The organism is Lentzea fradiae, from assembly GCF_900100955.1.
In the GTDB taxonomy this organism is placed as follows: Bacteria; Actinomycetota; Actinomycetes; order Mycobacteriales; family Pseudonocardiaceae; genus Lentzea; species Lentzea fradiae.
Genome location: NZ_FNCC01000004.1, coordinates 84612 through 106368, shown reverse-complemented (window position 1 = coordinate 106368; position 21757 = coordinate 84612). Strand labels below are relative to the sequence as shown.

The 21757-nt window shown below is 71.1% G+C and carries 20 protein-coding genes; 11 read left to right on the top strand and 9 right to left on the bottom strand.

Going from position 1 to position 21757, the window contains the following annotated elements; all coding sequences use genetic code 11:
* Window position 1: 1 nt before the first annotated feature.
* From BLT23_RS41600 to BLT23_RS10240, 6 genes are all read left to right on the top strand, one after another.
* On the top strand, window positions 2-772 hold the full coding sequence (locus BLT23_RS41600; protein ID WP_143035886.1) for an HAD-IA family hydrolase: 771 nt from the start codon (window positions 2-4) through the stop codon (window positions 770-772).
* A gap of 10 nt (window positions 773-782) precedes the next feature.
* Window positions 783-1328: a GNAT family N-acetyltransferase gene (locus tag BLT23_RS10260; RefSeq protein ID WP_090048063.1), complete on the top strand. Its 546-nt coding sequence runs from the start codon at window positions 783-785 to the stop codon at window positions 1326-1328.
* 6 nt (window positions 1329-1334) lie between these two features.
* Window positions 1335-1925 carry a DUF3558 domain-containing protein gene (locus tag BLT23_RS10255; RefSeq protein ID WP_090048062.1) on the top strand — a complete coding sequence of 197 codons (591 nt, stop codon included), beginning with the start codon at window positions 1335-1337 and terminating at the stop codon, window positions 1923-1925.
* Between the two features lie 97 nt (window positions 1926-2022).
* Window positions 2023-2388 (top strand): transcriptional regulator, encoded by a 366-nt coding sequence (locus BLT23_RS10250; protein ID WP_090048061.1) that lies wholly within the window; start codon window positions 2023-2025, stop codon window positions 2386-2388.
* A 2-nt stretch (window positions 2389-2390) separates the two neighbouring features.
* Entirely contained in the window at window positions 2391-3599 is a 1209-nt protein-coding gene (locus BLT23_RS10245; RefSeq protein ID WP_090048545.1) for a PPE domain-containing protein, read from the top strand.
* A 26-nt stretch (window positions 3600-3625) separates the two neighbouring features.
* Complete coding sequence (locus tag BLT23_RS10240; RefSeq protein WP_245743876.1) at window positions 3626-4405, top strand: ESX secretion-associated protein EspG; 780 nt, start codon at window positions 3626-3628, stop codon at window positions 4403-4405.
* Between the two features lie 22 nt (window positions 4406-4427).
* Here BLT23_RS10240 and BLT23_RS10235 read toward each other — a convergent pair whose 3' ends face one another.
* Window positions 4428-4877, bottom strand: coding sequence for a gamma-glutamylcyclotransferase family protein (locus BLT23_RS10235; protein ID WP_090048059.1), 450 nt, complete (start codon window positions 4875-4877; stop codon window positions 4428-4430).
* 109 nt (window positions 4878-4986) lie between these two features.
* Between BLT23_RS10235 and BLT23_RS10230 the strand changes: the two genes are divergently transcribed.
* The 3 genes from BLT23_RS10230 to BLT23_RS10225 all read left to right on the top strand — a co-directional run bounded on the left by BLT23_RS10230 (window position 4987) and on the right by BLT23_RS10225 (window position 7422).
* Window positions 4987-6390 (top strand): NAD(P)H-quinone dehydrogenase, encoded by a 1404-nt coding sequence (locus BLT23_RS10230; protein WP_090048058.1) that lies wholly within the window; start codon window positions 4987-4989, stop codon window positions 6388-6390.
* 266 nt (window positions 6391-6656) lie between these two features.
* A complete protein-coding gene (locus BLT23_RS40640; RefSeq protein WP_176946672.1) occupies window positions 6657-6809 on the top strand; it encodes a hypothetical protein in 153 nt (50 codons plus the stop codon).
* A 109-nt stretch (window positions 6810-6918) separates the two neighbouring features.
* Window positions 6919-7422, top strand: a complete 504-nt coding sequence (locus BLT23_RS10225) for a sortase domain-containing protein (protein ID WP_143035885.1) — start codon at window positions 6919-6921, stop codon at window positions 7420-7422.
* A gap of 253 nt (window positions 7423-7675) precedes the next feature.
* Here BLT23_RS10225 and glpK read toward each other — a convergent pair whose 3' ends face one another.
* Complete coding sequence (glpK, locus tag BLT23_RS10220; protein WP_090048056.1) at window positions 7676-9187, bottom strand: glycerol kinase GlpK; 1512 nt, start codon at window positions 9185-9187, stop codon at window positions 7676-7678.
* A 13-nt stretch (window positions 9188-9200) separates the two neighbouring features.
* Window positions 9201-9944, bottom strand: coding sequence for an MIP/aquaporin family protein (locus BLT23_RS10215; RefSeq protein WP_090048055.1), 744 nt, complete (start codon window positions 9942-9944; stop codon window positions 9201-9203).
* Window positions 9945-10254: 310 nt separating this feature from the next.
* Between BLT23_RS10215 and glpD the strand changes: the two genes are divergently transcribed.
* Complete coding sequence (gene glpD / locus BLT23_RS10210; protein WP_245743906.1) at window positions 10255-11916, top strand: glycerol-3-phosphate dehydrogenase; 1662 nt, start codon at window positions 10255-10257, stop codon at window positions 11914-11916.
* 59 nt (window positions 11917-11975) lie between these two features.
* On the opposite strand, the gene BLT23_RS10205 is transcribed toward glpD, so the two are convergent.
* The 6 genes from BLT23_RS10205 to BLT23_RS10180 all read right to left on the bottom strand — a co-directional run bounded on the left by BLT23_RS10205 (window position 11976) and on the right by BLT23_RS10180 (window position 20007).
* The gene (locus tag BLT23_RS10205) at window positions 11976-13253 is read right to left on the bottom strand and encodes a M20 family metallopeptidase (RefSeq protein WP_090048053.1); all 1278 of its coding nucleotides are present in this window, start codon (window positions 13251-13253) and stop codon (window positions 11976-11978) included.
* The gene (locus tag BLT23_RS10200) at window positions 13250-14422 is read right to left on the bottom strand and encodes a M20 family metallopeptidase (RefSeq protein ID WP_090048052.1); all 1173 of its coding nucleotides are present in this window, start codon (window positions 14420-14422) and stop codon (window positions 13250-13252) included. Before BLT23_RS10200 ends, BLT23_RS10205 begins: the two co-directional genes overlap by 4 nt.
* Before the next feature lie 183 nt (window positions 14423-14605).
* Window positions 14606-14899 carry a hypothetical protein gene (locus BLT23_RS10195; RefSeq protein WP_090048051.1) on the bottom strand — a complete coding sequence of 98 codons (294 nt, stop codon included), beginning with the start codon at window positions 14897-14899 and terminating at the stop codon, window positions 14606-14608.
* A gap of 56 nt (window positions 14900-14955) precedes the next feature.
* On the bottom strand, window positions 14956-15948 hold the full coding sequence (meaB, locus tag BLT23_RS10190; protein ID WP_090048050.1) for a methylmalonyl Co-A mutase-associated GTPase MeaB: 993 nt from the start codon (window positions 15946-15948) through the stop codon (window positions 14956-14958).
* Window positions 15941-18076: a methylmalonyl-CoA mutase gene (scpA, locus tag BLT23_RS10185; RefSeq protein WP_090048049.1), complete on the bottom strand. Its 2136-nt coding sequence runs from the start codon at window positions 18074-18076 to the stop codon at window positions 15941-15943. The genes meaB and scpA overlap by 8 nt, the downstream gene beginning before the upstream one ends.
* On the bottom strand, window positions 18073-20007 hold the full coding sequence (locus tag BLT23_RS10180; RefSeq protein WP_090048048.1) for a methylmalonyl-CoA mutase family protein: 1935 nt from the start codon (window positions 20005-20007) through the stop codon (window positions 18073-18075). Before BLT23_RS10180 ends, scpA begins: the two co-directional genes overlap by 4 nt.
* 101 nt (window positions 20008-20108) lie before the next feature.
* Between BLT23_RS10180 and BLT23_RS10175 the strand changes: the two genes are divergently transcribed.
* Complete coding sequence (locus BLT23_RS10175; protein ID WP_245743875.1) at window positions 20109-21743, top strand: serine/threonine-protein kinase; 1635 nt, start codon at window positions 20109-20111, stop codon at window positions 21741-21743.
* Window positions 21744-21757 lie beyond the last annotated feature (14 nt).

Genomic DNA, 21757 nt, shown 5'->3' with positions numbered 1-21757 from the left:
GTTGCTGTTGCTCGATCTCGACGGTGTGCTGCGCGCGTACCCGCCCACACCGGCGCGGATCGCGGAGGTCGCGTTCGAGGCTTCGTTGCTGCATCGTGCGGTCACTGGTGAGATCAGCGACGAGCAGTGGCGGGCCGAGATCGCCGAGGTCGTGCCGCGGGACGAGGTCGACGCGTGGGCGGTTGTCGGGTCGGTGGTTCCCGAGGCGCTGGCGTTGGTGCGGACGGCGCGGCGGCAGTGTTTCGTGGCGTTGCTGTCCAACGCGACGACGCGGCTCGAAGACGACCTGAAGGTGCTCGGGCTGGACGGCGAGTTCGACGCGGTCTTCAACTCGGCGCGGCTGGGGCTCGCCAAGCCTGATCCGGCGATCTACCGGCGCGTGCTCGACGAGCTCGGGTACGAGACCGGGGTGTTCTGCGACGACTCCGCGGAGAACGCCGCCGCCGCGCGCGAGGCGGGCTTGGACGGGGTGCACGTGCCGGACACGGCGGCGTTGCGCGAGGCGCTGGCGTTGCGCGGGCTGATCCCGCCGACGGTGCTGGTGATCCTGCCGGACCGCGGTGACGCGGAGGGGCTCGCCGAGGAGCTGCTGCGGGACGGCTGGGGGCCGTGCGCGGTGCACCGGGACATGCTCGCGGGTGAGGACGACGCCGAGGACGTCGACTGGGTGGTCGAGCTGACGACCGCACCGGACGGCACGCCCGCGTCCGCGCACCGGGCCGAGCTCGACGGGCTGGCCGAACGGTACGACGGGTTCACCGGCGAGAGCTAACCTCTGCCGCGTGGAGCCAGTCGAGATCAACGCGGGTGAGCACTACCTGCGCGCTTTCCGCACCGACGACCGGATCGACGACGTGCCGGTGCTCGCCGCCGTCTTCGCGGACCCGGTGACCGCGCGGTACGCCCGCATCGACGGCGTGACCGGCGCCGAGGGGTTCGTCGAGATGACGACCACCGGCTGGGAGGAAGACCGCAGCTGGTCGTGGGCGGTGTGCGACGCGGTGAGCGCGGAGGTCGTCGCCGGGATCGTCCTCCACGACATCGACGCACAGGCGGGGTCGGCACGGGTGACGTGCTGGACCCATCCCGCCCGTCCGGACGAGGACGCGCTGCCGACGTCGCTCGACGCGGTGCTGGGCTGGGCGTTCGGCGCCGCGGACCTGCGGCGGGTCGTCTTCCGGCACCCGGCGTCCGACGAGGCCGCGCGGCGGCTCGCGCAGCGGTGCGGCTTCACCCCTCAGGGTCGTCTTCCCGGCGGCGAGACCGCCGATGACCAGGGCGTCGACGAACTGGTGTGGTCACGAACCGCCGAAGACCGGCTACCGTGACCCGCCATGCGGACCACGGCGCTCCTGATCGTCGTCGCGGCGGTGCTGGCCGGATGCACGGCCGCGCCGCGGCAGAGCTCGCTGACCTCGTCGCCGCCCGAGCCTCCGGCGCCGGTCACCACGACGGTCTCGCAGCTGGACTTCCCGCCGCGGCCGCGTGAGGTGCCGCTCGACGGGGTGGAGCCGTGCGAGCTGCTGACGCCGGACCAGCGCGTGTCGCTGAGCCTGGACAACCCGCCGAGCGCGTACGTCGAGACGAGCTTCGGCGGCGCCAAGGCGTGCACGATCCGGAGCACGACGAGCGGGAACGTGGCGAGGATCGCACTCGTGCTCGTGTCGGGGGCGGACGTCTGGCTCTCGGAGAACGCACAGGTCGATCACACCGTCGGAGTGATCGAGGGGTTCACGGCGATTACCGTCCGCACACCCGACGTGCACGACGTCTGCACTGTGGAGATAGACGTGGCGGATGGGCAGTTCGTGGACGTGATGTTCCGCGACGGCGGCAATTCCACTGCCGTACAACAAGATCATCTTTGTCTCGGCGCCCAGCGGGTGGCAGAGGCCGTGATGGCCAGTTTGCTCCAGAAGCGCTGACCCACACGGGGGGATGTCACTGAACGCACTCCACAGCGTTACCTTCGGTGGATAGAGTGACGGCGCGCTTGTACGCACGATCGCCGGAGGTTGCGCGATGCCGCCAGGAGGACGCAGCGGGGCTGACGCCTCGCCACCCGTCCAGCACCACCTGAACGTGGAACCGGAGGCCATCCCGGCGTTGCGGAACACGTTCTCGGCGGCGCTCACGAAGCTCGACAAGCAGATCGAGATGGCGATCACCGAGTTCCGCGTGCGGCCATGGGCGGGCGACCCGGTGAGCCAGGAGGCCGCCGAGAAGTTCAACGACAGGTCGATCTCCGACGGTGACTCGGCGCTGCAGGCGCTGCTCAACTACCAGCGGCAGCTCAAGACCGCGATGGACAACCTCAACCAGATCGAGCGCCAGTACGCCGTGGTCGAGGGCGACAACACCGGCATGATGAACAAGAGCGGGTGCTGACCATGGCAGAACACCGCTGGCAGGGGTACAGCCACAAGGAGCTGTACGAGCGCATCCACTCGGGCCCCGGCCCCGCGGCGTCGTTCGCGTCGATGGAGCGCTGGCAGGGCGTGTCGGCCGCGCTCACCGAGATCAACGACGACCTGCACAAGGGCATCACGCTGTCGGGCGCCAAGTGGTCGGGCAAGGCCGCCGAGATGGCGCAGTCCGGCCTGAACCCGATCGCCGCGTGGGCGGACGGCGCGCGCACCGGCGCCGACGTCATGCGCTACTCGGCGGAGCTGCAGGCCGGGTACGTCTCGAAGGCCCGTGCGGACATGCCGGCGCCGGTCACCGTGACCGCGGAGCAGCCGGGTGCGCTGGTCACCGGCCTCACCCACCTCTTCGGCGGCCAGACCGACTTCGAGAAGCAGGAGGCGGCCCAGGACTCCGCCGAGCGCCGCGCCCGCGAGGTCATGAGCACCTACGCGTCGTCCACGACGGCGAACACCGCGACGCTCGGCCAGTTCAGCCAGCCGCCGCAGCTGCAGATCAGCAGCAGCGGTGTCGCGCACGGCGGTGGCGTGAACATCGGCACGGCCGCGGTCTGGGGCGGCGGCCCGCACGGCACGGGGCCCGGCGGCACCCGCGGCCGCACGACCACGACGCGCGGAGGCAGCACGGTTCCCCCGCCGCGCACCACGGCCTCGCCCGGTTCGACGACGAGCACCTCCAGCACGACGGCGGCGCCCGCCGCCGCGAAGCACACCTCCACCACCGTCAACCCGAACGGCACCGGTCCGGGTGGCACGGGTCCCGGCGGTACCGGCACCGCGGGCGCGGGCGTGCCCGGCCAGCGCTCCGGCCGGTCCGGCTCCGGCTCGTCCGGCGGCGTGGACGGGCCGAAGGAGATGCAGGAGGGCGCGACCATGGCGTCCGGTGCCGCGATGGGCACCGTGATGAACCAGGGCCACCACGTGGCGGGTGTCGCGAACTCCGGTTCCGCGATGGGTCCGATGGGCACGGTCGGCGCGCAGGGCCAGGACCAGGTGCACCGCAGGGCCGTGCCGATGCCGCAGGCGTTCGACCCCTTCGGCGGCATGGGGCCGCGCAAGGGTGAGGACGAGGACGACCTGGAGCACAAGGCCGCCGACTACCTGCGCGAACACGACGACATCTACGGCGTGGGCGGGTACTCGCCGCCCGTGATCGGGGAGAGCACGACCGACTGATGACCCTGTTCGGCTTGGACGTCGGGATGAACGACACACGGGATCCGGTGGTCATCTCGGCGCTGGAGTTCGACGTTCTCTGGGAGCACCTGGGGCTGGAGACCATGCCCCTGGTGCTGAAGGTGCCGTCGCCGGGAAAGACGCGCGAGGAGCGCCGAGAGATCGAGGACCGCGTCTGGGGCCAGCTCGGCGCGCGCGGCCTCGGCGGCCCGCGTTCGCTGGACCCGACCCTCGAAGACCTGCTGCACGTGCTGAACCGCCCGCAGCAGGAGGTGGACGGCCGCCTGTGGCTCGACGAGCGCAGCGTCCGCGTCCTCGCGGCGGGCAAGGGCCAGGCGGGCGTGCTCGCCGTGCTCGACGGCGGGCAGCTGACGCTGCGTCCCGCGGAGGCCGGTGGGCTGCCGCGCGAGGCCCTGACGGCCTTACCGTCCGCTCCGGCGGGCGAGGGCCATTCGATCACCCTGCCCTCGGCGGACCTCGACGCGGCGGCCGCCTCGGCGTCCACTCCGGAGCAGCTCGAAGAGGCGCTGCGCGGTCACCTGCGCGCCGACGACGCCCACACGCTCGCCGAGATGGTCCGCGACGCCACGAACCGCGGCCAGTTCGGCGCCGCCGCGCGCGACAAGTGGGGCAAGCGGATCAGGCCCGAGCGGGTCGTCGCGTTCTACGACACGCCGAAGGGCCGCTACCTGCAGATGAGGCGCGCGGCCGAGGGACAGCCGCCGTGGTCGACCATCACGCCGGTCGACTACCGCCGCCTGCACCACCACCTGGTGGAGCTGCTCGCGGAGGCGGCCGGTTCCTGACCGCCTCCCGCGCTTCAGCCGCTCACGGCCCGATGCCCTGGCACGGACGTGTCCGCAGGTCGTTCACGTAGTCGTCCGGCGCACCGGCCGCCTCCGCCGCGTCGGCGACCACGCCGATGTAGCGCGCGGACGGCAGGCCGCCCTCGTAGGCGTCCAGCACGTAGAGCCACGCGACCACAGACCCCTCCAGGGTCTGCACGCGCAGCCGGATCTTCTTGTAGAGCCCGAGCGCACCCTCCCAGCGGTCCAGCCGCGACTCGTCGCGGGGTGAGACGTCGTAGAGGACGCAGAACGTCTGGTGGTCGGGCTCCTCGACGATCGTCGCGAGGGCGCCTTCCCAGCCGAGGTCCTCGCCACCGAACGTCAGACGCCAACCGACGAGCCAGCCGGTCCCCGCGAGCGGGGAGTACGGGGCTCGCTCCATCATCTGGTTCGGATCCATGTTCGACCCGTACGCGGCATAGAGCGGCACGTCCGACAGCGTAGCGACCTATCGATCAGCTTTAGGTACTGACGACACGCGCGATTCGGGCAACGCGTACGGTTGTGCCGGCCAGCAAGCACGCAGAAGGGAACTGATCGTGACCCGCATCGTCATCATGGGCGGCGGACCCGCAGGTTACGAGGCAGCCCTGGTCGCGGCCCAGCACGGCGCCGACGTGACCGTGGTGGAGAACGACGGGGCAGGTGGCGCGTGCGTGTTGTACGACTGCGTGCCGTCGAAGACCTTCATCGCGTCGGCGGGTGCCCGCAGCGCCTTCCGCAACGCCGGTGAGCTGGGCATTCAGACCAACAACCAGCACGCTGCCGTGGACCTCCCGGTCGTGCACGGCCGGGTGAAGGGCCTCGCGCTGGCGCAGTCCGCCGACGTGCGGGCGCGGTTGCAGCGCGAGGGCGTGCGGCTGATCAACGGCCGCGCGAAGTTCGCCGACGACTCGCGCGGGCTCGCCCAGCACGAGGTCGTCGCCATCGCCGCGGACGGCAGCGAAGAGGTCCTCGAAGCCGATGTGGTGCTGATCGCAACGGGCGCGACCCCGCGCGTGTTGCAGGGCGCCGAGCCGGACGGCAAGCGCGTCCTCACCTGGCGGCAGATCTACGACCTGCCCGAGCTGCCGGAGCACCTCGCCGTCATCGGCTCCGGTGTCACCGGTGTCGAGTTCGCCAGCGCCTACACCGAGATGGGCGTGAAGGTCACCATGGTCTCCAGCCGGGACCGGGTGCTCCCCCACGAGGACGCCGACGCGGCCGCGGTGCTGGAGGACGTGTTCGCCGAGCGCGGCACGGCCGTCGTGAAGCACGCCCGCGCCGACAAGGTCGAGAACACCGGCGACGGCGTCCTGATCCACCTGGAAGACGGTCGCACGATCGAGGCGTCGCACGCCCTGATGACCGTCGGCTCGGTGCCCAACACGACCGACATCGGCCTGGAGAAGATCGGCATCGAGCTCGGCCGCGGCGGCTACATCCCCGTGGACAGGGTGAGCCGGACGAACGTCAGCGGCGTCTACGCGGCGGGCGACTGCACCGGCGTGCTGCTGCTCGCGTCCGTCGCCGCCATGCAGGGCCGCATCGCGATGTGGCACGCGCTGGGCGAGGGCGTCAGCCCGATCAAGCTCAAGACCGTCGCCGCGAACGTCTTCACCAACCCGGAGATCGCGAGCGTCGGCATCAGCCAGCAGGCGATCGACTCCGGCGAGGTCCCGGCCCGCACGATCATGCTCCCGCTCGCCACGAACCCCCGCTCCAAGATGGAGGGGCTGCGCCGCGGTTTCGTGAAGCTGTTCTGCCGCCCGGCCACCGGTGTGGTCATCGGCGGCGTGGTCGTGGCCCCGAACGCGAGCGAGCTGATCCTGCCGATCGCGCTGGCCGTGCAGAACCAGCTCACCGTGGAGCACCTCGCGACGACGTTCTCGGTGTACCCGTCGCTGTCGGGCTCCATCACCGAGGCCGGCCGCCAGCTGATGCGGCACGACGATCTCGACTAGGTAACAACGGCAACCATGCCCCGGACACCCACGTGTCCGGGGCATGCGTTCGTTCTGGGGACTTCTCGCCGCACTGGCCGTGCTGGCCGGGTGCGCGGTCGCGCCTGACGTCTCGCCGCCACCGTCTTCAGCCACGACGTCCACGACGTCCACGGTGTCCGAAGTGGACAGCGGATGCCGCCCTCCGAACCTGGTCGAGGTCCCGCCGGTCGGGCAGCCGATGCAGGCCGGGTGGTACCGGCACGCCCGGCGAGCCGGGTCCTGCGGTGCTGCTGGGCCACGCCTACAGCGGCCGCACGTCGTTCGAGATCCGCACCGGCCCCGCGACGAGCCCGTGGGTGACGCACGCGCCGCGCCCCAAGGCACCCGTCGTGGTGCCGGTGGGGGCTCCGGAGACCGGAGGCGGCGGCACCGCCTGACCGGGACGGGGACCGGGAAGTTGATCAGTCGGGAGTGGATGCGCAACCGGGCCACCGGATGTGCGTCAATAGGTCCGTGGGGACTCGTGTCTTGATAGCGGTGCTGAGCGTGGCACTGGTGAGCGCCTGTGCGCAGAGCCCGGCACCGAAGCCGTCGGCGGCGACGAGCGAGGCCGCTCCGCCGCCGGTGGTCTCGCCGCTCGGCGACTCCGATCCGATGGAGCTGCGGATCGATCGGATCGGTGTGCGGTCGTCGCTGGTGGCGCTGGGGCTCGACCCGCAGGGCGTCGTGGAGATGCCGCCCGCCAGCGAGGGCATGCAGGCGGGCTGGCACCAGCTGCACGACGAGCAGTGGATCCTCGTGGGCCGGATCGAGAGCAACAACACCAGAGGCGTGTTCTACCGGCTGAACGACCTGGTGCAGGGCGACGTCGTCGAAGTGTCCAAGAAGGACGGTTCGGTCGCGCTGTTCACCGTGACCCGCACCGAGAGGATCATCCGCGACGACTTCTTCGCGGAGGCCGTCGAGCGCGGGCGGCAGGAGAAGGGGCTGCGGCTGATCACCTGCGGCACCCGCGACAACGTGATCGTGCACGCCACCCCGTCCACCTGAACGCCAGAGACCCTGCCCCACCGTTTACCCCTCACACCCGCCCGCGTGTCACCCGCCCAACGGACACCGCCTCCCCCGCGTGACGTGCCTTTAGTACGCGGGGACCCCGCGTACTAGTGGGCCGCACGCGGGGTCCCCGCGTGCGGCAGGCGAAACACGGAAGAGAAGTGTTAGCGGGGCGGGTCGTCACGGACAGTGCTTCGGGGAGCAAGCCGTTGGCGGGGACGCACCGGCGGCGCGTCCCCGCGCGGCCTCACTCGTCCTCGACCCAGTCGAAGGTCTTCGAGACGGCCTTCTTCCAGTTCTTGTACTCGGACTCGCGGCGGGCGTCGTCCATCTGCGGCTCCCACTTCTTGTCCTCGGCCCAGTTCTGGCGGATGTCGTCCTCGGACTTCCAGAACCCGACCGCGAGACCGGCGGCGTAGGCGGCGCCCAGCGCGGTGGTCTCGTTGACGACCGGCCTGATCACCGGCACGCCGAGGATGTCGGCCTGGAACTGCATCAGCAGCTCGTTCACGACCATGCCGCCGTCGACCTTCAACGCCTTCAGGTCGACGCCCGAGTCGGCGTTCATCGCGTCGAGGACCTCGCGGGTCTGGAACGCCGTCGCCTCCAGCACGGCGCGCGCGAGGTGGCCCTTGTTGACGAACCGGGTGAGGCCGACGATCGCGCCGCGGGCGTCGGAACGCCAGTACGGAGCGAAGAGGCCGGAGAACGCGGGCACGAAGTACGCGCCGCCGTTGTCCTCGACGGAACGGGCGTGCCGCTCGATCTCCGCGGCCGAGGAGATCATGCCGAGGTTGTCGCGCAGCCACTGCACCAGCGAGCCGGTGACGGCGATCGACCCCTCCAGCGCGTAGACGGGCGCCGACTCGCCGATCTTGTAGCAGATCGTGGTGAGCAGGCCGTTCTCGCTCATCACCTTCTCGGTGCCGGTGTTGAGCAGCATGAAGTTGCCGGTGCCGTAGGTGTTCTTGGCCTCGCCCGGCGACAGGCACGCCTGGCCGAACGTGGCCGCCTGCTGGTCGCCGAGGATGCCGGCGATCGGCACCCCGGCCAGCGCGCCGCGTTCGCGCACCTGGCCGTACACCTCGGACGACGACCGGATCTCGGGCAGCATCGACATCGGGATGCCCATGTCCGCCGCGATCTCCTCGTCCCACTGCAGGGTGTCGAGGTCCATCAGCATGGTGCGGGAGGCGTTGGTCGGGTCGGTGACGTGGACGCCGCCGTTCACGCCGCCGGTCATGTTCCACAGCACCCAGGTGTCCATGTTGCCGAACATCAGGTCGCCCGCCTCGGCCTTCTCCCGCGCGCCCTCGACGTTGTCGAGGATCCAGCGGACCTTGGGGCCGGAGAAGTAGGTGGCGAGCGGCAGGCCGACCTTGTCGCGGTAGCGCTCCTGGCCGCCGCCCCTGTTGCCGAGCTCGGTGACGATCCGGTCGGTGCGGGTGTCCTGCCAGACGATGGCGTTGTAGACGGGCTCACCGGTGGTGCGGTCCCACACCAGCGCGGTCTCGCGCTGGTTGGTGATGCCGACGGCGACGATGTCCGAGTTGGACAGGTCGGCCCTGGCGAGCGCTCCGGCGGCGACCTGGCGGGCGTTCTGCCAGATCTCCTTCGCGTCGTGCTCGACCCACCCGGCCTTCGGGAAGATCTGCTCGTGCTCCTTCTGGTCGACCGCCACCACCCGGCCGGAGTGGTCGAAGATCATGCAACGCGTCGACGTGGTGCCCTGGTCGATCGCGGCCACGTACTGGGTCATGCGGGAAGTCCTTTCAGACCGGGAGAACCAGGAAGAGCAGCGCGGCGAGCGCGCCACCGATGAGCGGGCCCGCGACGGGGACCCACGAGTAGCTCCAGTTGGCGTTGCCCTTGTTGCGGATGGGCATGAGGAAGGCGTAGGCGAGGCGAGGACCGAGGTCGCGCGCCGGGTTGATGGCGTAGCCCGTCGGGCCGCCGAGCGAGGTGCCGATCACCAGGACGACGAACGCGACACCGGCGTAACCGAGCGCCGAGTTGCCGAACTGCGGCACACCGTCGAGCGACTCCTTCGCGCCCGGCGAGAGCAGGATCCAGAAGACCAGCACGAACGTGCCGATGATCTCGGACACCAGGTTCCACGGGGCGTTCGGCACCGTCGGCCCGGTGGCGAAGATGCCGAGGGTGTTCTGCGGTTCGTCGTGCGTGTCGAACTGGAGCTTGTAGGTCGCCCAGCAGAGCATCGCGCCGATGACCGCGCCGACCATCTGGGCGAGGAGGTAGACGGGCACGTCGCCCCACGGCGTCTTGTCCGCGATGGCGAGTCCGAGGGTGACGGCGGGGTTGAGGTGCGCCCCGGTCGGGTGGGCGATGCTCGCGCCGGTGAAGACGGCGAAGGCCCAGCCGAAGTTGACGAACAGGAATCCGGTGCTGTTGCCGAGCGTGTTCTTGAGCACCTGGTTCGCCACGACACCGGTGCCCAGGAGGATGAGGACGGCGGTCCCCAGCATCTCCCATACGAAGATCGAGCCTGCACTCATTGCCGGCCTCCCGTGCTTGCGGCCTGTGGAGGGCGCGCAAGCCTGAGGTCGGGGCCGCGCCGCCCGCCTACAACGTCGTCGGACGCTATTACCCCTCGGAGGGCTTGTCCATGCGACGGCGACGGCCCCCGCCGCAGCTCGCCCGGCGGCGGACCGCCGTTGCTGCAGGTAACGTGATCCGCGAGTCGTCACCAGGGAGGCGTCTGTCGTGGCCACGGGCAACAACGCAGCTGCAGCACCGCACACCCCGGCCGCTCCGCCGGTCACCGGGAAGCTCGGTCCCGCCGAACGCGAGGAGTCGTGGCGGCGGCTGGGCGAGGAGACGTTCGACCTCGTCGTGATCGGCGGTGGTGTCGTCGGCGTCGGCGCGGCGCTGGACGCCGCCACCCGCGGCCTGCGGGTCGCGCTGGTCGAGGCGCGCGACCTGGCGTCCGGCACGTCGAGCCGGTCCTCCAAGCTCTTCCACGGCGGCCTGCGCTACCTGGAGCAGCTGGAGTTCGGCCTGGTCCGCGAGGCACTGCGCGAACGCGAGCTGATGCTGACGCGCATCGCGCCGCACCTGGTGAAGCCGGTCGCGTTCCTCTACCCGCTCTCGAACCGGGTCTGGGAACGCCCGTACACGGCGGCGGGCCTGTTCCTCTACGACACGATGGGCGGCGCGCGGTCCGTGCCCGGCCAGAAGCACCTGACCCGCGCGGGCGCGCTGCGGCTGGTGCCCGCGCTGAAGCGGGACGCGCTGATCGGCGGCATCCGCTACTACGACGCCCAGGCTGACGACGCCAGGCACACGATGATGGTCGGCCGCACGGCCGCGCACTACGGCGCCGTCGTGCGCACGTCGACGCAGGTGATCAGCTTCCTGCGGGAGGCGGACCGGGTGTCGGGCGTGCGGGTGCGCGACGTCGAGGACGGCCGCGAGGTCGACGTGCGGGCGCACGCGGTGATCAACGCGACGGGCGTCTGGACCGACGAGCTGCAACGGCTCTCCGGCTCGCGCGGCCGGTTCCGGGTGCGGGCGTCGAAGGGCGTGCACATCGTCGTCCCGCGCGACCGGATCGTCGCCGAGGCCGGGATGATCCTGCGCACCGAGAAGTCGGTGCTGTTCGTGATCCCGTGGCGCAACCACTGGATCGTCGGCACCACCGACACCGACTGGAACCTCGACCTGGCGCACCCCGCCGCGACCAAGCACGACATCGACTACATCCTCGAACACGTCAACTCCGTGCTCGCGACACCGTTGACGCACGACGACATCGAGGGCGTCTACGCGGGTCTGCGGCCGTTGCTGGCGGGCGAGTCCGACTCGACGTCGAAGCTGTCGCGCGAGCACGCCGTGGCGCGCGTGGCGCCGGGTCTGGTGGCGATCGCGGGCGGCAAGTACACGACGTACCGGGTGATGGGCGCGGACGCGGTCAACGCGGCGCACGTCGACCTGCCCGGCCGCATCCAGCCGTCGATCACCGACAAGGTGCCGCTGGTCGGCGCCGACGGCTACCACGCGCTGGTCAACCAGGCCGACCAGCTGGCGGCCAGGCACGGCCTGCACCCGTACCGGGTGCGGCACCTGCTCGACCGCTACGGCTCGCTGGTGCACGAGGTCCTCGCGCTCGCGGCCGACGACCACGAGCTGCTCAAGCCCATCCCGGCCTCCCCCGACTACCTTCAGGTCGAGGCCGTCTACGCGGCGTCGCACGAGGGCGCGATGCACCTGGAGGACGTGCTGACCAGGCGCACCCGCATCTCCATCGAGTACGCCCACCGCGGCGTCGACTCGGCGGACGCGGTCGCCCGGCTCATCGCGCCCGTGCTGGGCTGGGACGAGGACACCATCAAGCGCGAGGTCGAGGTCTACAACGCCCGCGTGGAGGCCGAACGGGACTCGCAGACCCACCCGGACGACCAGGCGGCGGACGCCGTGCGCGCGTCGGCACCGGAGGCGCGTCCGCAGCTGACCGAGCCGGTGAGCTGACGTTCTTCACGACGAAGGGGCTTCTCCGCCGCGGAGGAGCCCCTTCGTCGTACTGCGGGTCAGGCCAGTGCGGCCAGAGCCGTGTGGACCATCACGCGGACGCCGACGAGCAGTGCGCGCTCGTCCAGGTCGAACGTGGGCTGGTGCAGGTCGCGCTGCTTCTCCTGGCCGTTCCACACGCCGAGGCGCGCGAACGAGCCGGGCACGTGCTCCAGGTACCAGCCGAAGTCCTCGCCGCCGGAGGACTGCTCGGTGCCCGCCAGCGCGTCGTCGCCCAGTGCGGCCTCGATGCCGGCGCGCAGGATCTGGGTGGACTCCCGCTCGTTGACCACCGGCGGCACGCCGCGGCGGTGGTGCAGGTCGAAGCCGACGCCGGTGGGCGCGAGCAGGCCGGTGACCAGGTCCTTGACCAGCGGCTCCAGGCCCGCCCAGATGTCGCGGTCGCCGGTGCGCAGCGTGCCGCGCAGCAGGCCCTCCTGCGGGACGGCGTTGGGCGCCTCGCCCGCGTGGACCGCGCCCCACACCAGGACGGTGCCGGAGCGGGGGTCGACGCGCCGGGACAGCATCGTCGGCAGGCCGGTGATGACCGTGCCGAGCGCGTGCACCAGGTCCGCGGTCAGGTGCGGGCGGGAGGTGTGGCCGCCCGGCGAGGACAGCCGCAGCTCCAGCAGGTCGGAGGCCGACGTGATGGCGCCGATGCGGGTGCCGACGCGGCCGACCTGCAGGCGCGGGTCGCAGTGCAGGCCGAAGATCCGCTCCACACCGTCGAGACCGCCCGCCGCCAGCACGTCGAGCGCGCCACCGGGCATGACCTCCTCGGCCGGCTGGAACACCAGCCGGACGCGGCCGGGCAGCTCGGTGGCCGAGGCCAGTGCCAGCGCCGCGCCGATCAGGACCGTCGTGTGGGCGTCGTGGCCGCACGCGTGCGACACGCCGTCCACACCGGAGCCGAACGGCAGGCCGGTGTTCTCGTGCAGCGGCAGCGCGTCCATGTCGGCGCGCAGCGCCACGCAGCGGGGGCCGCTGCCGACGTCGCAGATCAGGCCGGTGCCGCCGGGCAAGATGCGCGGCTTGAGGCCGACCTCGCGCAGCAGCTTCGCCACCAGCTCGGTGGTGTTGTACTCGCGGCGGGACAGCTCGGGGTTGGCGTGGATGTGGCGACGCCAGGCGACGACGTCGCCCGCGTGCACCTTCAGCCAGTCGTCGAGCCACGCGGGGCCGCGGCCGTCTCCGAGATCATCCACACCTGACATGCTCACCCCGGTGGGGTCCACGAGCATCTCAGGGGACGTCTTCACAGTTGAGGAGCCCGAAGGCCGGGAGTCCAGGACCGTCATGCCGCTCCTCCGCGGGCCAGCAGGCGTGCGCGCTGCTGGGAATCGGTGGCTGTCGCGATCGTCGTCCAAGCCATGGCAAGTGCTCCGTCGAGGAGCGCACGGTCGGCCGACGCCGAGGCACAGGCGGTCGCGAACTCTTGTTGGTGGTTCACCGCGTCTCCGCAGTCGATGGCGATGGTCGGGTGGATTGCGGGCAACACTCGTGTCACGTTGCCCATGTCGGTGCTTCCGATCTTCTCCCGCTGCTCGAGCTCCGGCGGGAGAGGGCGTCGTCCCAGCTCGGTGGCCGCGCGCCGGTAGGCGTCCGCCAGCCACGGATCGGGGGTCAGCTCCGCGTAGACCGGGGAGACCTGCTCGACCTCATGGGTGCAGCCGGTCGCGAGCGCGCCGGCTCTGAAACAGTCCCGGATCCGGTTCTCCAGGCGCTGCAACGATTCCAGGTTCTCCGCCCGCACGTCGAACATCGCGGAGGCTCGGGCGGGGATCACGTTCGGCACGGTGCCGCCGTGGGTGACGATGCCGCTCACCATCTGGCCGGGCTCCAGGTGCTGGCGCAGCAGGCCGATCGCGACCTGCGCGACGGTCACCGCGTCCCCTGCGTTGACGCCCAGGTGGGGAGCCGCGGCCGCGTGCGACCGCTTGCCCGTGTAGTGCACCTTCAGGTCGGTGATGGCCAGCGACCTCGCGGCGCACGACTCGTACGGCGCGGGGTGCACCATCATCGAGAACGAGACGTCGTCGAACACGCCCCGCTCCAGCATGAGCACCTTGCCGCCGCCGACCTCCTCCGCCGGAGTCCCGATCACCCGCACGGTGACACCCAGCTGATCGGCGACGTCACGCAGTGCGAGGGCCGCACCGACCGAGGCGGCGGCGATGACGTTGTGCCCGCACGCGTGCCCCACCTCGGGCAGGGCGTCGTACTCGGCACACAGCCCCAGCACCAGCTCCCCGTCGCCGTAGCTCGCGACGAAGGCCGTGTCGAGGTCCGCGACCCCGCTGTCGACCTTGAAACCCTCGCGGGCCAGCAACGACGTGATCTTCTCCGCGCTGCGGTGCTCCTCGAAGGCCAGCTCGGGTTCGGCGTGGATCGAGTGCGAGAGGTCCAGCAGCGCGTCGGAGTACCGCTCGAGGGACGAGCGTGTGCTGATCTTCAAGTCGGTACCCATTTGCCACCATCCTGCATCACCACGTGCGGGACGCGTCGCGCTGGTGATGATCAACCGGTCGGCCGGTCGCAGCGCTGCGCCGAGCGGCGAGCGAGTTTCGGTCTCACCGATCAACGATGACGCACACGGCGGGGAGGCACGTTCGACTTTGACTATTGCGTCCCACCTGATGGGACGCCGCGCTCAGCCCTTCTTGGCCTTGCGCTCCTTGCGCCACACCGCCCACCGCTTCTTGTTGCGGTAGTAGACCAGCACGAACAGCACCACCGCGATGCCGCCCATCCACAGCTTCTTCTTCGTCTCGGCCCGTTCCTCGGGAGACAGCTCCTGCGGCGCGTTCACGCTCGGACCCGGCTCCACGGCCGTCGTCTGCTGCGCGGCCACCGGCGTGTCCGCGATCTCCCGCGCGGACGCCACACCGGCGATCCCGACAACGCTCATCAGCGCGAACACGCAGGCCAGCAGCAACCTCGACATGGCCTGAACTCTACCTCGAATACCACGGTCGATGGTCACCCAAACTAGTTAAGCGCCTACTGAGCGTCCGATTGGAACGCCTGCAGAATCCGCTCGGCGGCGAGGGTCGCGGTGAGCTCGCCCGAGCGCACCTGAGCCTCCAGCGAGGGCGTCAGGGACCGCACCGCGGCGTTGTCGCGCACCTGCCGCCACAGTTCGTCGTGGACCATCGACCAGGTCCACTCGACCTGCTGACGGCGCCGCCGTTCGTCCAGCTCCCCCGCCTCCCGCAGGGTGGACCGGTGTTCCAGCACGCGGGACCACAGGTCTTCCAGCCCCGCCCCGGTGAGACCGGAGCAGGTGAGCACGGGCGGGTGCCACAACGCGTCCGGCGGGCGCAGCAGCTTGAGCGCCCCGGCCAGCTCGCGGGCGGCCTTGCGGGCGTCCAGCTCGTGGTCGCCGTCGGCCTTGTTGACCGCGATGACGTCGGCCAGCTCCAGCACGCCCTTCTTGATGCCCTGCAGCTGGTCACCGGTGCGCGCGAGGGTCAGGAACAGCGAGCAGTCGGTCATGTTCGCGACGGCGACCTCGGACTGCCCGACCCCGACGGTCTCGACCAGCACGACGTCGAACCCGGCCGCCTCGACCAGCACGATCGTCTCGCGGGTGGCCCTCGCGACGCCGCCGAGCGTCCCGGAGGTCGGCGACGGCCGGATGAACGCGTTCTGGTCCACCGACAGCCGCTGCATCCGCGTCTTGTCGCCCAGGATGCTGCCGCCGCTGCGGGTCGAGGACGGGTCGACGGCCAGCACCGCGACCCGGTGGCCCTGCTCCGTCAGCGAGGTGCCGAGCGCGTCGATGAACGTGGACTTGCCCACGCCCGGCACGCCGGTGATGCCGACCCTGATCGCACCGCCGGAGCGGGGCAGCAGCTCGACCAGCAGCTCCTGCGCCTTCGCCCGGTGGTCGGCGCGCGTCGACTCGACCAGCGTGATGGCCCGCGCGAGCATCCCCCGGTTGCCGCCGAGCACGCCCTTGGCGTACTCGGCGACGTCGATCTGCCTAGGCATCGTGCCCGAGCTGCTCGGCCAGCTTGACCAGCAGGTCCTTCGCGGCGTCCGCGATGACCGTGCCGGGCGGGAAGATCGCCGAGGCGCCCGCCGCGTACAGCTCGTCGAAGTCCTGCGGCGGGATGACACCGCCGACGACGATCATGACGTCCTCGCGGCCGAGCTTGGTCAGCTCCTCCTTGAGCGCGGGCACCAGCGTGAGGTGCCCCGCGGCCAGGGAGGAGACGCCGACGATGTGCACGTCGGCCTCGGTGGCCTGGCGGGCCACCTCCTCCGGCGTCTGGAACAGCGGGCCGACGTCGACGTCGAAGCCGAGGTCGGCGAACGCCGTCGCGATGACCTTCTGGCCGCGGTCGTGGCCGTCCTGGCCCATCTTCGCGACGAGGATGCGCGGACGGCGCCCCTCCTCCTCGGCGAACTTCTCGACGACCTCGCGGCAGGCGTCCACGTTGGACACTTCGCCGACCTCCTGCCGGTAGACACCGGTGATGGTGCGGATCTGCGCGGAGTGGCGGCCCCAGACCTTGCCGAGCGCCTCGGAGATCTCCCCGACCGTCGCCTTGGCGCGGGCCGCGTCGATCGCCAGCTCCAGCAGGTTGCCGCCACCGCCCGCCGCGTTCGTGAGCGCGGTGAGCGCACCGTCCACAGCGGACTGGTCGCGTTCCTCCCTGAGGCGGCGCAGCTTCTCCAGCTGCTGGGCGCGCACTCCGGCGTTGTCGACCTTGAGGACCTCGATCTGCTCGTCGGCGTCCACCAGGTACTTGTTGACGCCGATGACGGGCTGGCGACCGGAGTCGATGCGCGCCTGCGTGCGGGCGGCGGCCTCCTCGATGCGCAGCTTCGGGATGCCCTCGTCGATCGCACGGGCCATGCCGCCCGCCTTCTCGACCTCGGTGATGTGCTCCCACGCCTTGGCGGCGAGCTCGGCGGTCAGCCGTTCGACGTAGGCGCTGCCGCCCCACGGGTCGATCACCCGCGTCGTGCCGGACTCCTGTTGCAGCAACAGCTGCGTGTTCCTGGCGATGCGCGCGGAGAAGTCCGTCGGCAGGGCGAGTGCCTCGTCGAGTGCGTTGGTGTGCAACGACTGCGTGTGCCCCTGCGTCGCCGCCATCGCCTCGACACAGGTGCGCGCGACGTTGTTGAACACGTCCTGCGCCGTCAGCGACCAGCCCGAGGTCTGGCAGTGCGTGCGCAGCGACAACGACTTGGGCGACTTCGGGTCGAAACCCTTCACCAGCTTCGCCCACAGCAGCCGCGCGGCCCGCATCTTCGCGATCTCCATGAAGAAGTTCATGCCGATCGCCCAGAAGAAGCTCAGCCGCGGCGCGAACGCGTCCACGTCCAGCCCCGCCGCCTGCCCGGCGCGCAGGTACTCGACGCCGTCGGCCAGCGTGTACGCCAGCTCCAGGTCGGCGGTCGCTCCGGCTTCCTGCATGTGGTAGCCGGAGATGGAGATCGAGTTGAACTTCGGCATGTGCCGGCTGGTGTAGCTGAAGATGTCGGAGATGATCCGCATCGACGGCTGCGGCGGGTAGATGTAGGTGTTGCGGACCATGAACTCCTTGAGGATGTCGTTCTGGATCGTCCCCATGAGCTGCTCCGGCTTCACCCCCTGCTCCTCCGCCGCCACCACGAACAGCGCCAGGATCGGCAGCACCGCGCCGTTCATCGTCATCGACACCGACATCTTGTCCAGCGGGATGCCGTCGAACAGCGTGCGCATGTCGTAGATCGAGTCGATCGCGACACCGGCCATGCCGACGTCACCGGCCACCCGCGGGTGGTCGGAGTCGTAACCGCGGTGCGTGGCCAGGTCGAACGCGACGCTCAGCCCCTTCTGCCCGGCCGCGAGGTTGCGCCGGTAGAAGGCGTTGGACTCCTCCGCCGTCGAGAACCCCGCGTACTGCCGGATCGTCCACGGCTGGTTGACGTACATCGTCGGGTACGGGCCGCGCAGGAACGGCGCGATGCCGGGATAGGTCTCCAGGAAGTCCAGACCCTCCACATCGGACTGACCGTAGACCGGCCTGACCGCGATGCCCTCCGGCGTCTCCCACGACGGGAGGTCGGCCTCGTACTTCGCCGACGGGAGCGGCCCGAGGTCGATGTCCGCGAAGCTGGGGATCATCGCTGCACTCCCGTCTCGATGGCGAGGAACTCGTAGGTGCCGTTCAGGATCTCCAGCGCGGGACAGCCCTGGTGGACGTGACCGTCCACGTCCACCTCGTTGAACCGCCCTGCCAGCAGCACCCGCTCGGCCCCGGCCCCACGCAGGGCCTCCACGGTGGACGCGGCAAGCTCGGCGTAACTCTTGTCGCTGCCGCACAGGACCGCGACCTTCGCGCCGCTGGCCTGGAACTTCGCCACCACGTCCTCCGGCGAGCGCGTCGGGCCCGCGTCGGGGGTGGCGAACCCACCGGCGTTGAACAGGTTGGCGGCGAAGGTGGCACGGGCGGTGTGGGCCGCGACCGGGCCGAGAGTGGCCAGGAAGACCTTCGGGCGCTCGGGCTGCGCGTCGGCGAGGTCGCGCAGCTCCTCGAACGCCTGGGCGTAGCGGACGCGCGGGAGCCCGAAACTGTCAGACCCGCTTGGGACACTGGGAGTGGGGGCTTCGCTCCCCCTGGGGGCCGGTGAGTCGGAATCGATTCCGGAGGCGGTGGCGGGGTCAGCGGTGGCGGGGTCAGCGGTGCCGGTGGCGGCGGTTCCGGCAGCGGCGGTTCCGGCGGAACCGGACGTGGCGGCGTCGGCGTCGGCCGCCGGGCCGGTGCCGGACGCCAGGTCCGCGCCGGACGCGGTGCCGGACGCCGCGCCGGGGGCCGGGTCGCGGACCACGGGCTTCTCGCCCAGGTTCGGGAACTCGCTCACCCCGGTGATCGGGTCGCTGCGGTCGGCGAGCCGTGCCGAGCGCTTCGCCCACGTCGCCGCGATCCGCTCGCGGACCAGCGGGAACGCGCCGGGCAGGCCGCCCGCCCGTTCGATCTCCCGAAACCACGCCCACGCCTCGACGGCGAGTGCCTCGGTGAGCTGCTCGACGTACCAGGAGCCGGCCGCCGGGTCGATGACCTCGCCGAGGTGCGACTCCTCCAGCAGCAGGTTCTGCGTGTTGCGGGCGATGCGGCGGGCGAACTCGTCGGGCAGGCCGATCGCCGCGTCGAACGGCTGCACGGTGACGGCGTCGGCGCCGCCGAGGCCCGCGGCCAGGGTCGCGACGGTCGTGCGCAGCATGTTCACCCACGGGTCGCGGCGGGTCATCATCGCCGACGACGTCACGGCGTGCTGGACCTGCACGGCCTGCACGCCGGAGACCTCGGCGACGCGCGCCCACAGGCGGCGGGCCGCGCGGAGCTTGGCGATGGTCATGAACTGGTCGGCGGTCGCGGCGTAGCGGAACTCCAGCTGCGCGAACGCCTGTTCGGCGGACAACCCGGCCGCCGTCAGCGCGCGGAGGTGCGACACGGCCAAGGCAAGGGAGGCGCCGAGCTCTTCGGTGTCCGAGCCGCCCGCGTCGTGGAACGGCAGTGCGTTCACCACGACGGTCCGCAGGCCGGGGAACTGCTCGGCGGCCTGCCGGATCACAGCCACATTCTCACTCGATGGGGTGAGAGCGAGATTCCCGCGCACGTCTGCGGCGAGCACTGGCGCCTGGTCGTAGATGCGCAGCAACGTGCGCGCGGCGTCGGTGTCCCCGTCCAGCACGATCGGCGCCAGGTCGAGGTAGACGTCCTCCAGCAGGCGCTCCAGCGAGGAGGCGGGCACCGCGAGCCACAGCGACGTGACGCCGCCCTCCAGGTCGTTCATCAGGGCGACCGGGTCGGGCACGGCGTGGCGTTGCCGCACGTCCCAGCCCTGCTTGGCGGGCACCAGGGCGTACGGGGGCAGCGCGTCGTCGAGCGTGTAGAGCGGTTGCAGCTCTATGCCGTCGTAGGTCTTCGTGACCAGCGAGTCGTAGCTCGCGCCGGTCTTGTTCAGGACGGCGTCGACCAGCTCGCGCCATTGTTCCCTCGACGCCGGGGGGAACTCGTTCGAGCGGAATTCGGCGGGCAAGGCCAACTCCATCATGCGTTGCAGTGTTGTCGAACGGTACGGACACGGCTATGTGAGGTTCACCGCCGTTAACGATGCAGTGAAACCCGTCCGAGTGTCTCAGGAATGATGAACCGGTGGAGAACGGCGACCAGGAGCGCTTGATCGCGGCCAGATACCGGCTGCTGGACCAGCTCGGTCAGGGCTCTATGGGCACGGTGTGGGCCGCCCACGACGAGGTGCTGCGCCGCCAGGTCGCGGTGAAGGAGATCCTGCGGCCTCCCGGCATGCCCGACGCCGCCGCCGACGAGCTGCGGGAACGGACGATGCGCGAGGCCCGTGCCGTCGCCGCGCTCTCCCACCCGAACCTGGTGACGCTCTACGACGTCGTCCAGCACGAGGGCGACCCGTACGTGGTGATGGAGCTGGTGCCGTCGCGCAGTCTCGGCGAGGTGCTGCAGGAGCAGGGCTGTCTCACCGAGAAGCAGGGCGCGGCGGTGCTCGACGCGGTCGCGGCGGCGCTGGCGGCCGCGCACCGGGCGGGGATCACGCACCGCGACGTGAAGCCCGGCAACGTGCTGATCGCGGACGACGGCCGGGTGAAGCTCACCGACTTCGGCATCGCGCGCAACGTCGCCGAGGCCACCATGACCGCGCGCGGCATCACGCTCGGCACCCCCGCCTACATCGCGCCCGAGGTGGCGCAGGGCGGCGACGTGTCCGAGGCGGCCGACCGGTGGTCGCTCGGCGCGACGCTGTGGGCGGCGATGGCGGGCGAGCCGCCGTACGTGGGCAAGAACGTCATGCAGACGATCAACGCGGTGATCAACGGCGACGTGCCGGTGCCGGCGGGCGCGGGCAGGCTCGCGCCGGTGATCAGCGGGCTGATGCGCAAGGACCCGGCGGAGCGGATGTCGCTGGTCGACGTGCGCAAGCGGGTCTACGCGCTGCTGCCGGAGCCGGGCACGGACGCGTTCGAGGTGCGCGAGACGGTGCCGCTGCCGGTGGTCGTGCGCCCCAAGCCGAGGATCGAGCCGGACGCGCCGCTGGCCGACGACCCCGGCCCGCTGCCGTTCCTGGTCACCGAGCCGCCGCCGCGGCGGTCGCGCGGGCGGGTGGCGTCCGCGTTGGTGCTGGTCGCGGCGGTCCTGCTGTTCGCGGTGGGCTCCGGTGGCGGGTTCGCGCTGACCAGGCTCGCGGCGGGCGCTCCGCTGCTGCCGCCGACGCGGCAGTCCCAGCAGACGCTGCCGACCCTGCCGACGTCCGCGCCGCTCGCACCGCGGACCGCCTCGGCTGTGACCGCGATCGGCGACCAGGGCGGCAAGTTCACCCTGAACGTCGACCCGAACTGGGCGATGTACACCGAGCAGCGTGCCGCCGGCACGCAGTTGCCCGCGTCGGCGGTGGTGCACTTCGTGTCGGACAGCGGCGCGTACGAGGTGGCCGTGCAGCGGTTCCCCGACTACTACCCCAGGCGCGACGTGAACGCCTACTTCCGGGCTGTGCAGGCGCGGTGGCCCGGCCGGTTCTTCGGCGGCGAGAAGGCGTCGACACCGGACCTGCCGGGGCCGCGGTTCGAGGAGAGCGTCCAGTTCATCTACCGCACGGTCGAGGGTGACGAGCCCAACACGCTGCGGCGGACGCACTTCTCCCGCGTGCTGCCCCTCGGCAACGACCTGTGGGTGGTCGAGGTGGTCGTGCCCACCGAGCAGGAGGACGAGGCGCGCGTGCGCTTGTTCGACGCCATCGCCTCGACCTTCACCCCGGTGTGAGCGGGGTCGCCCGC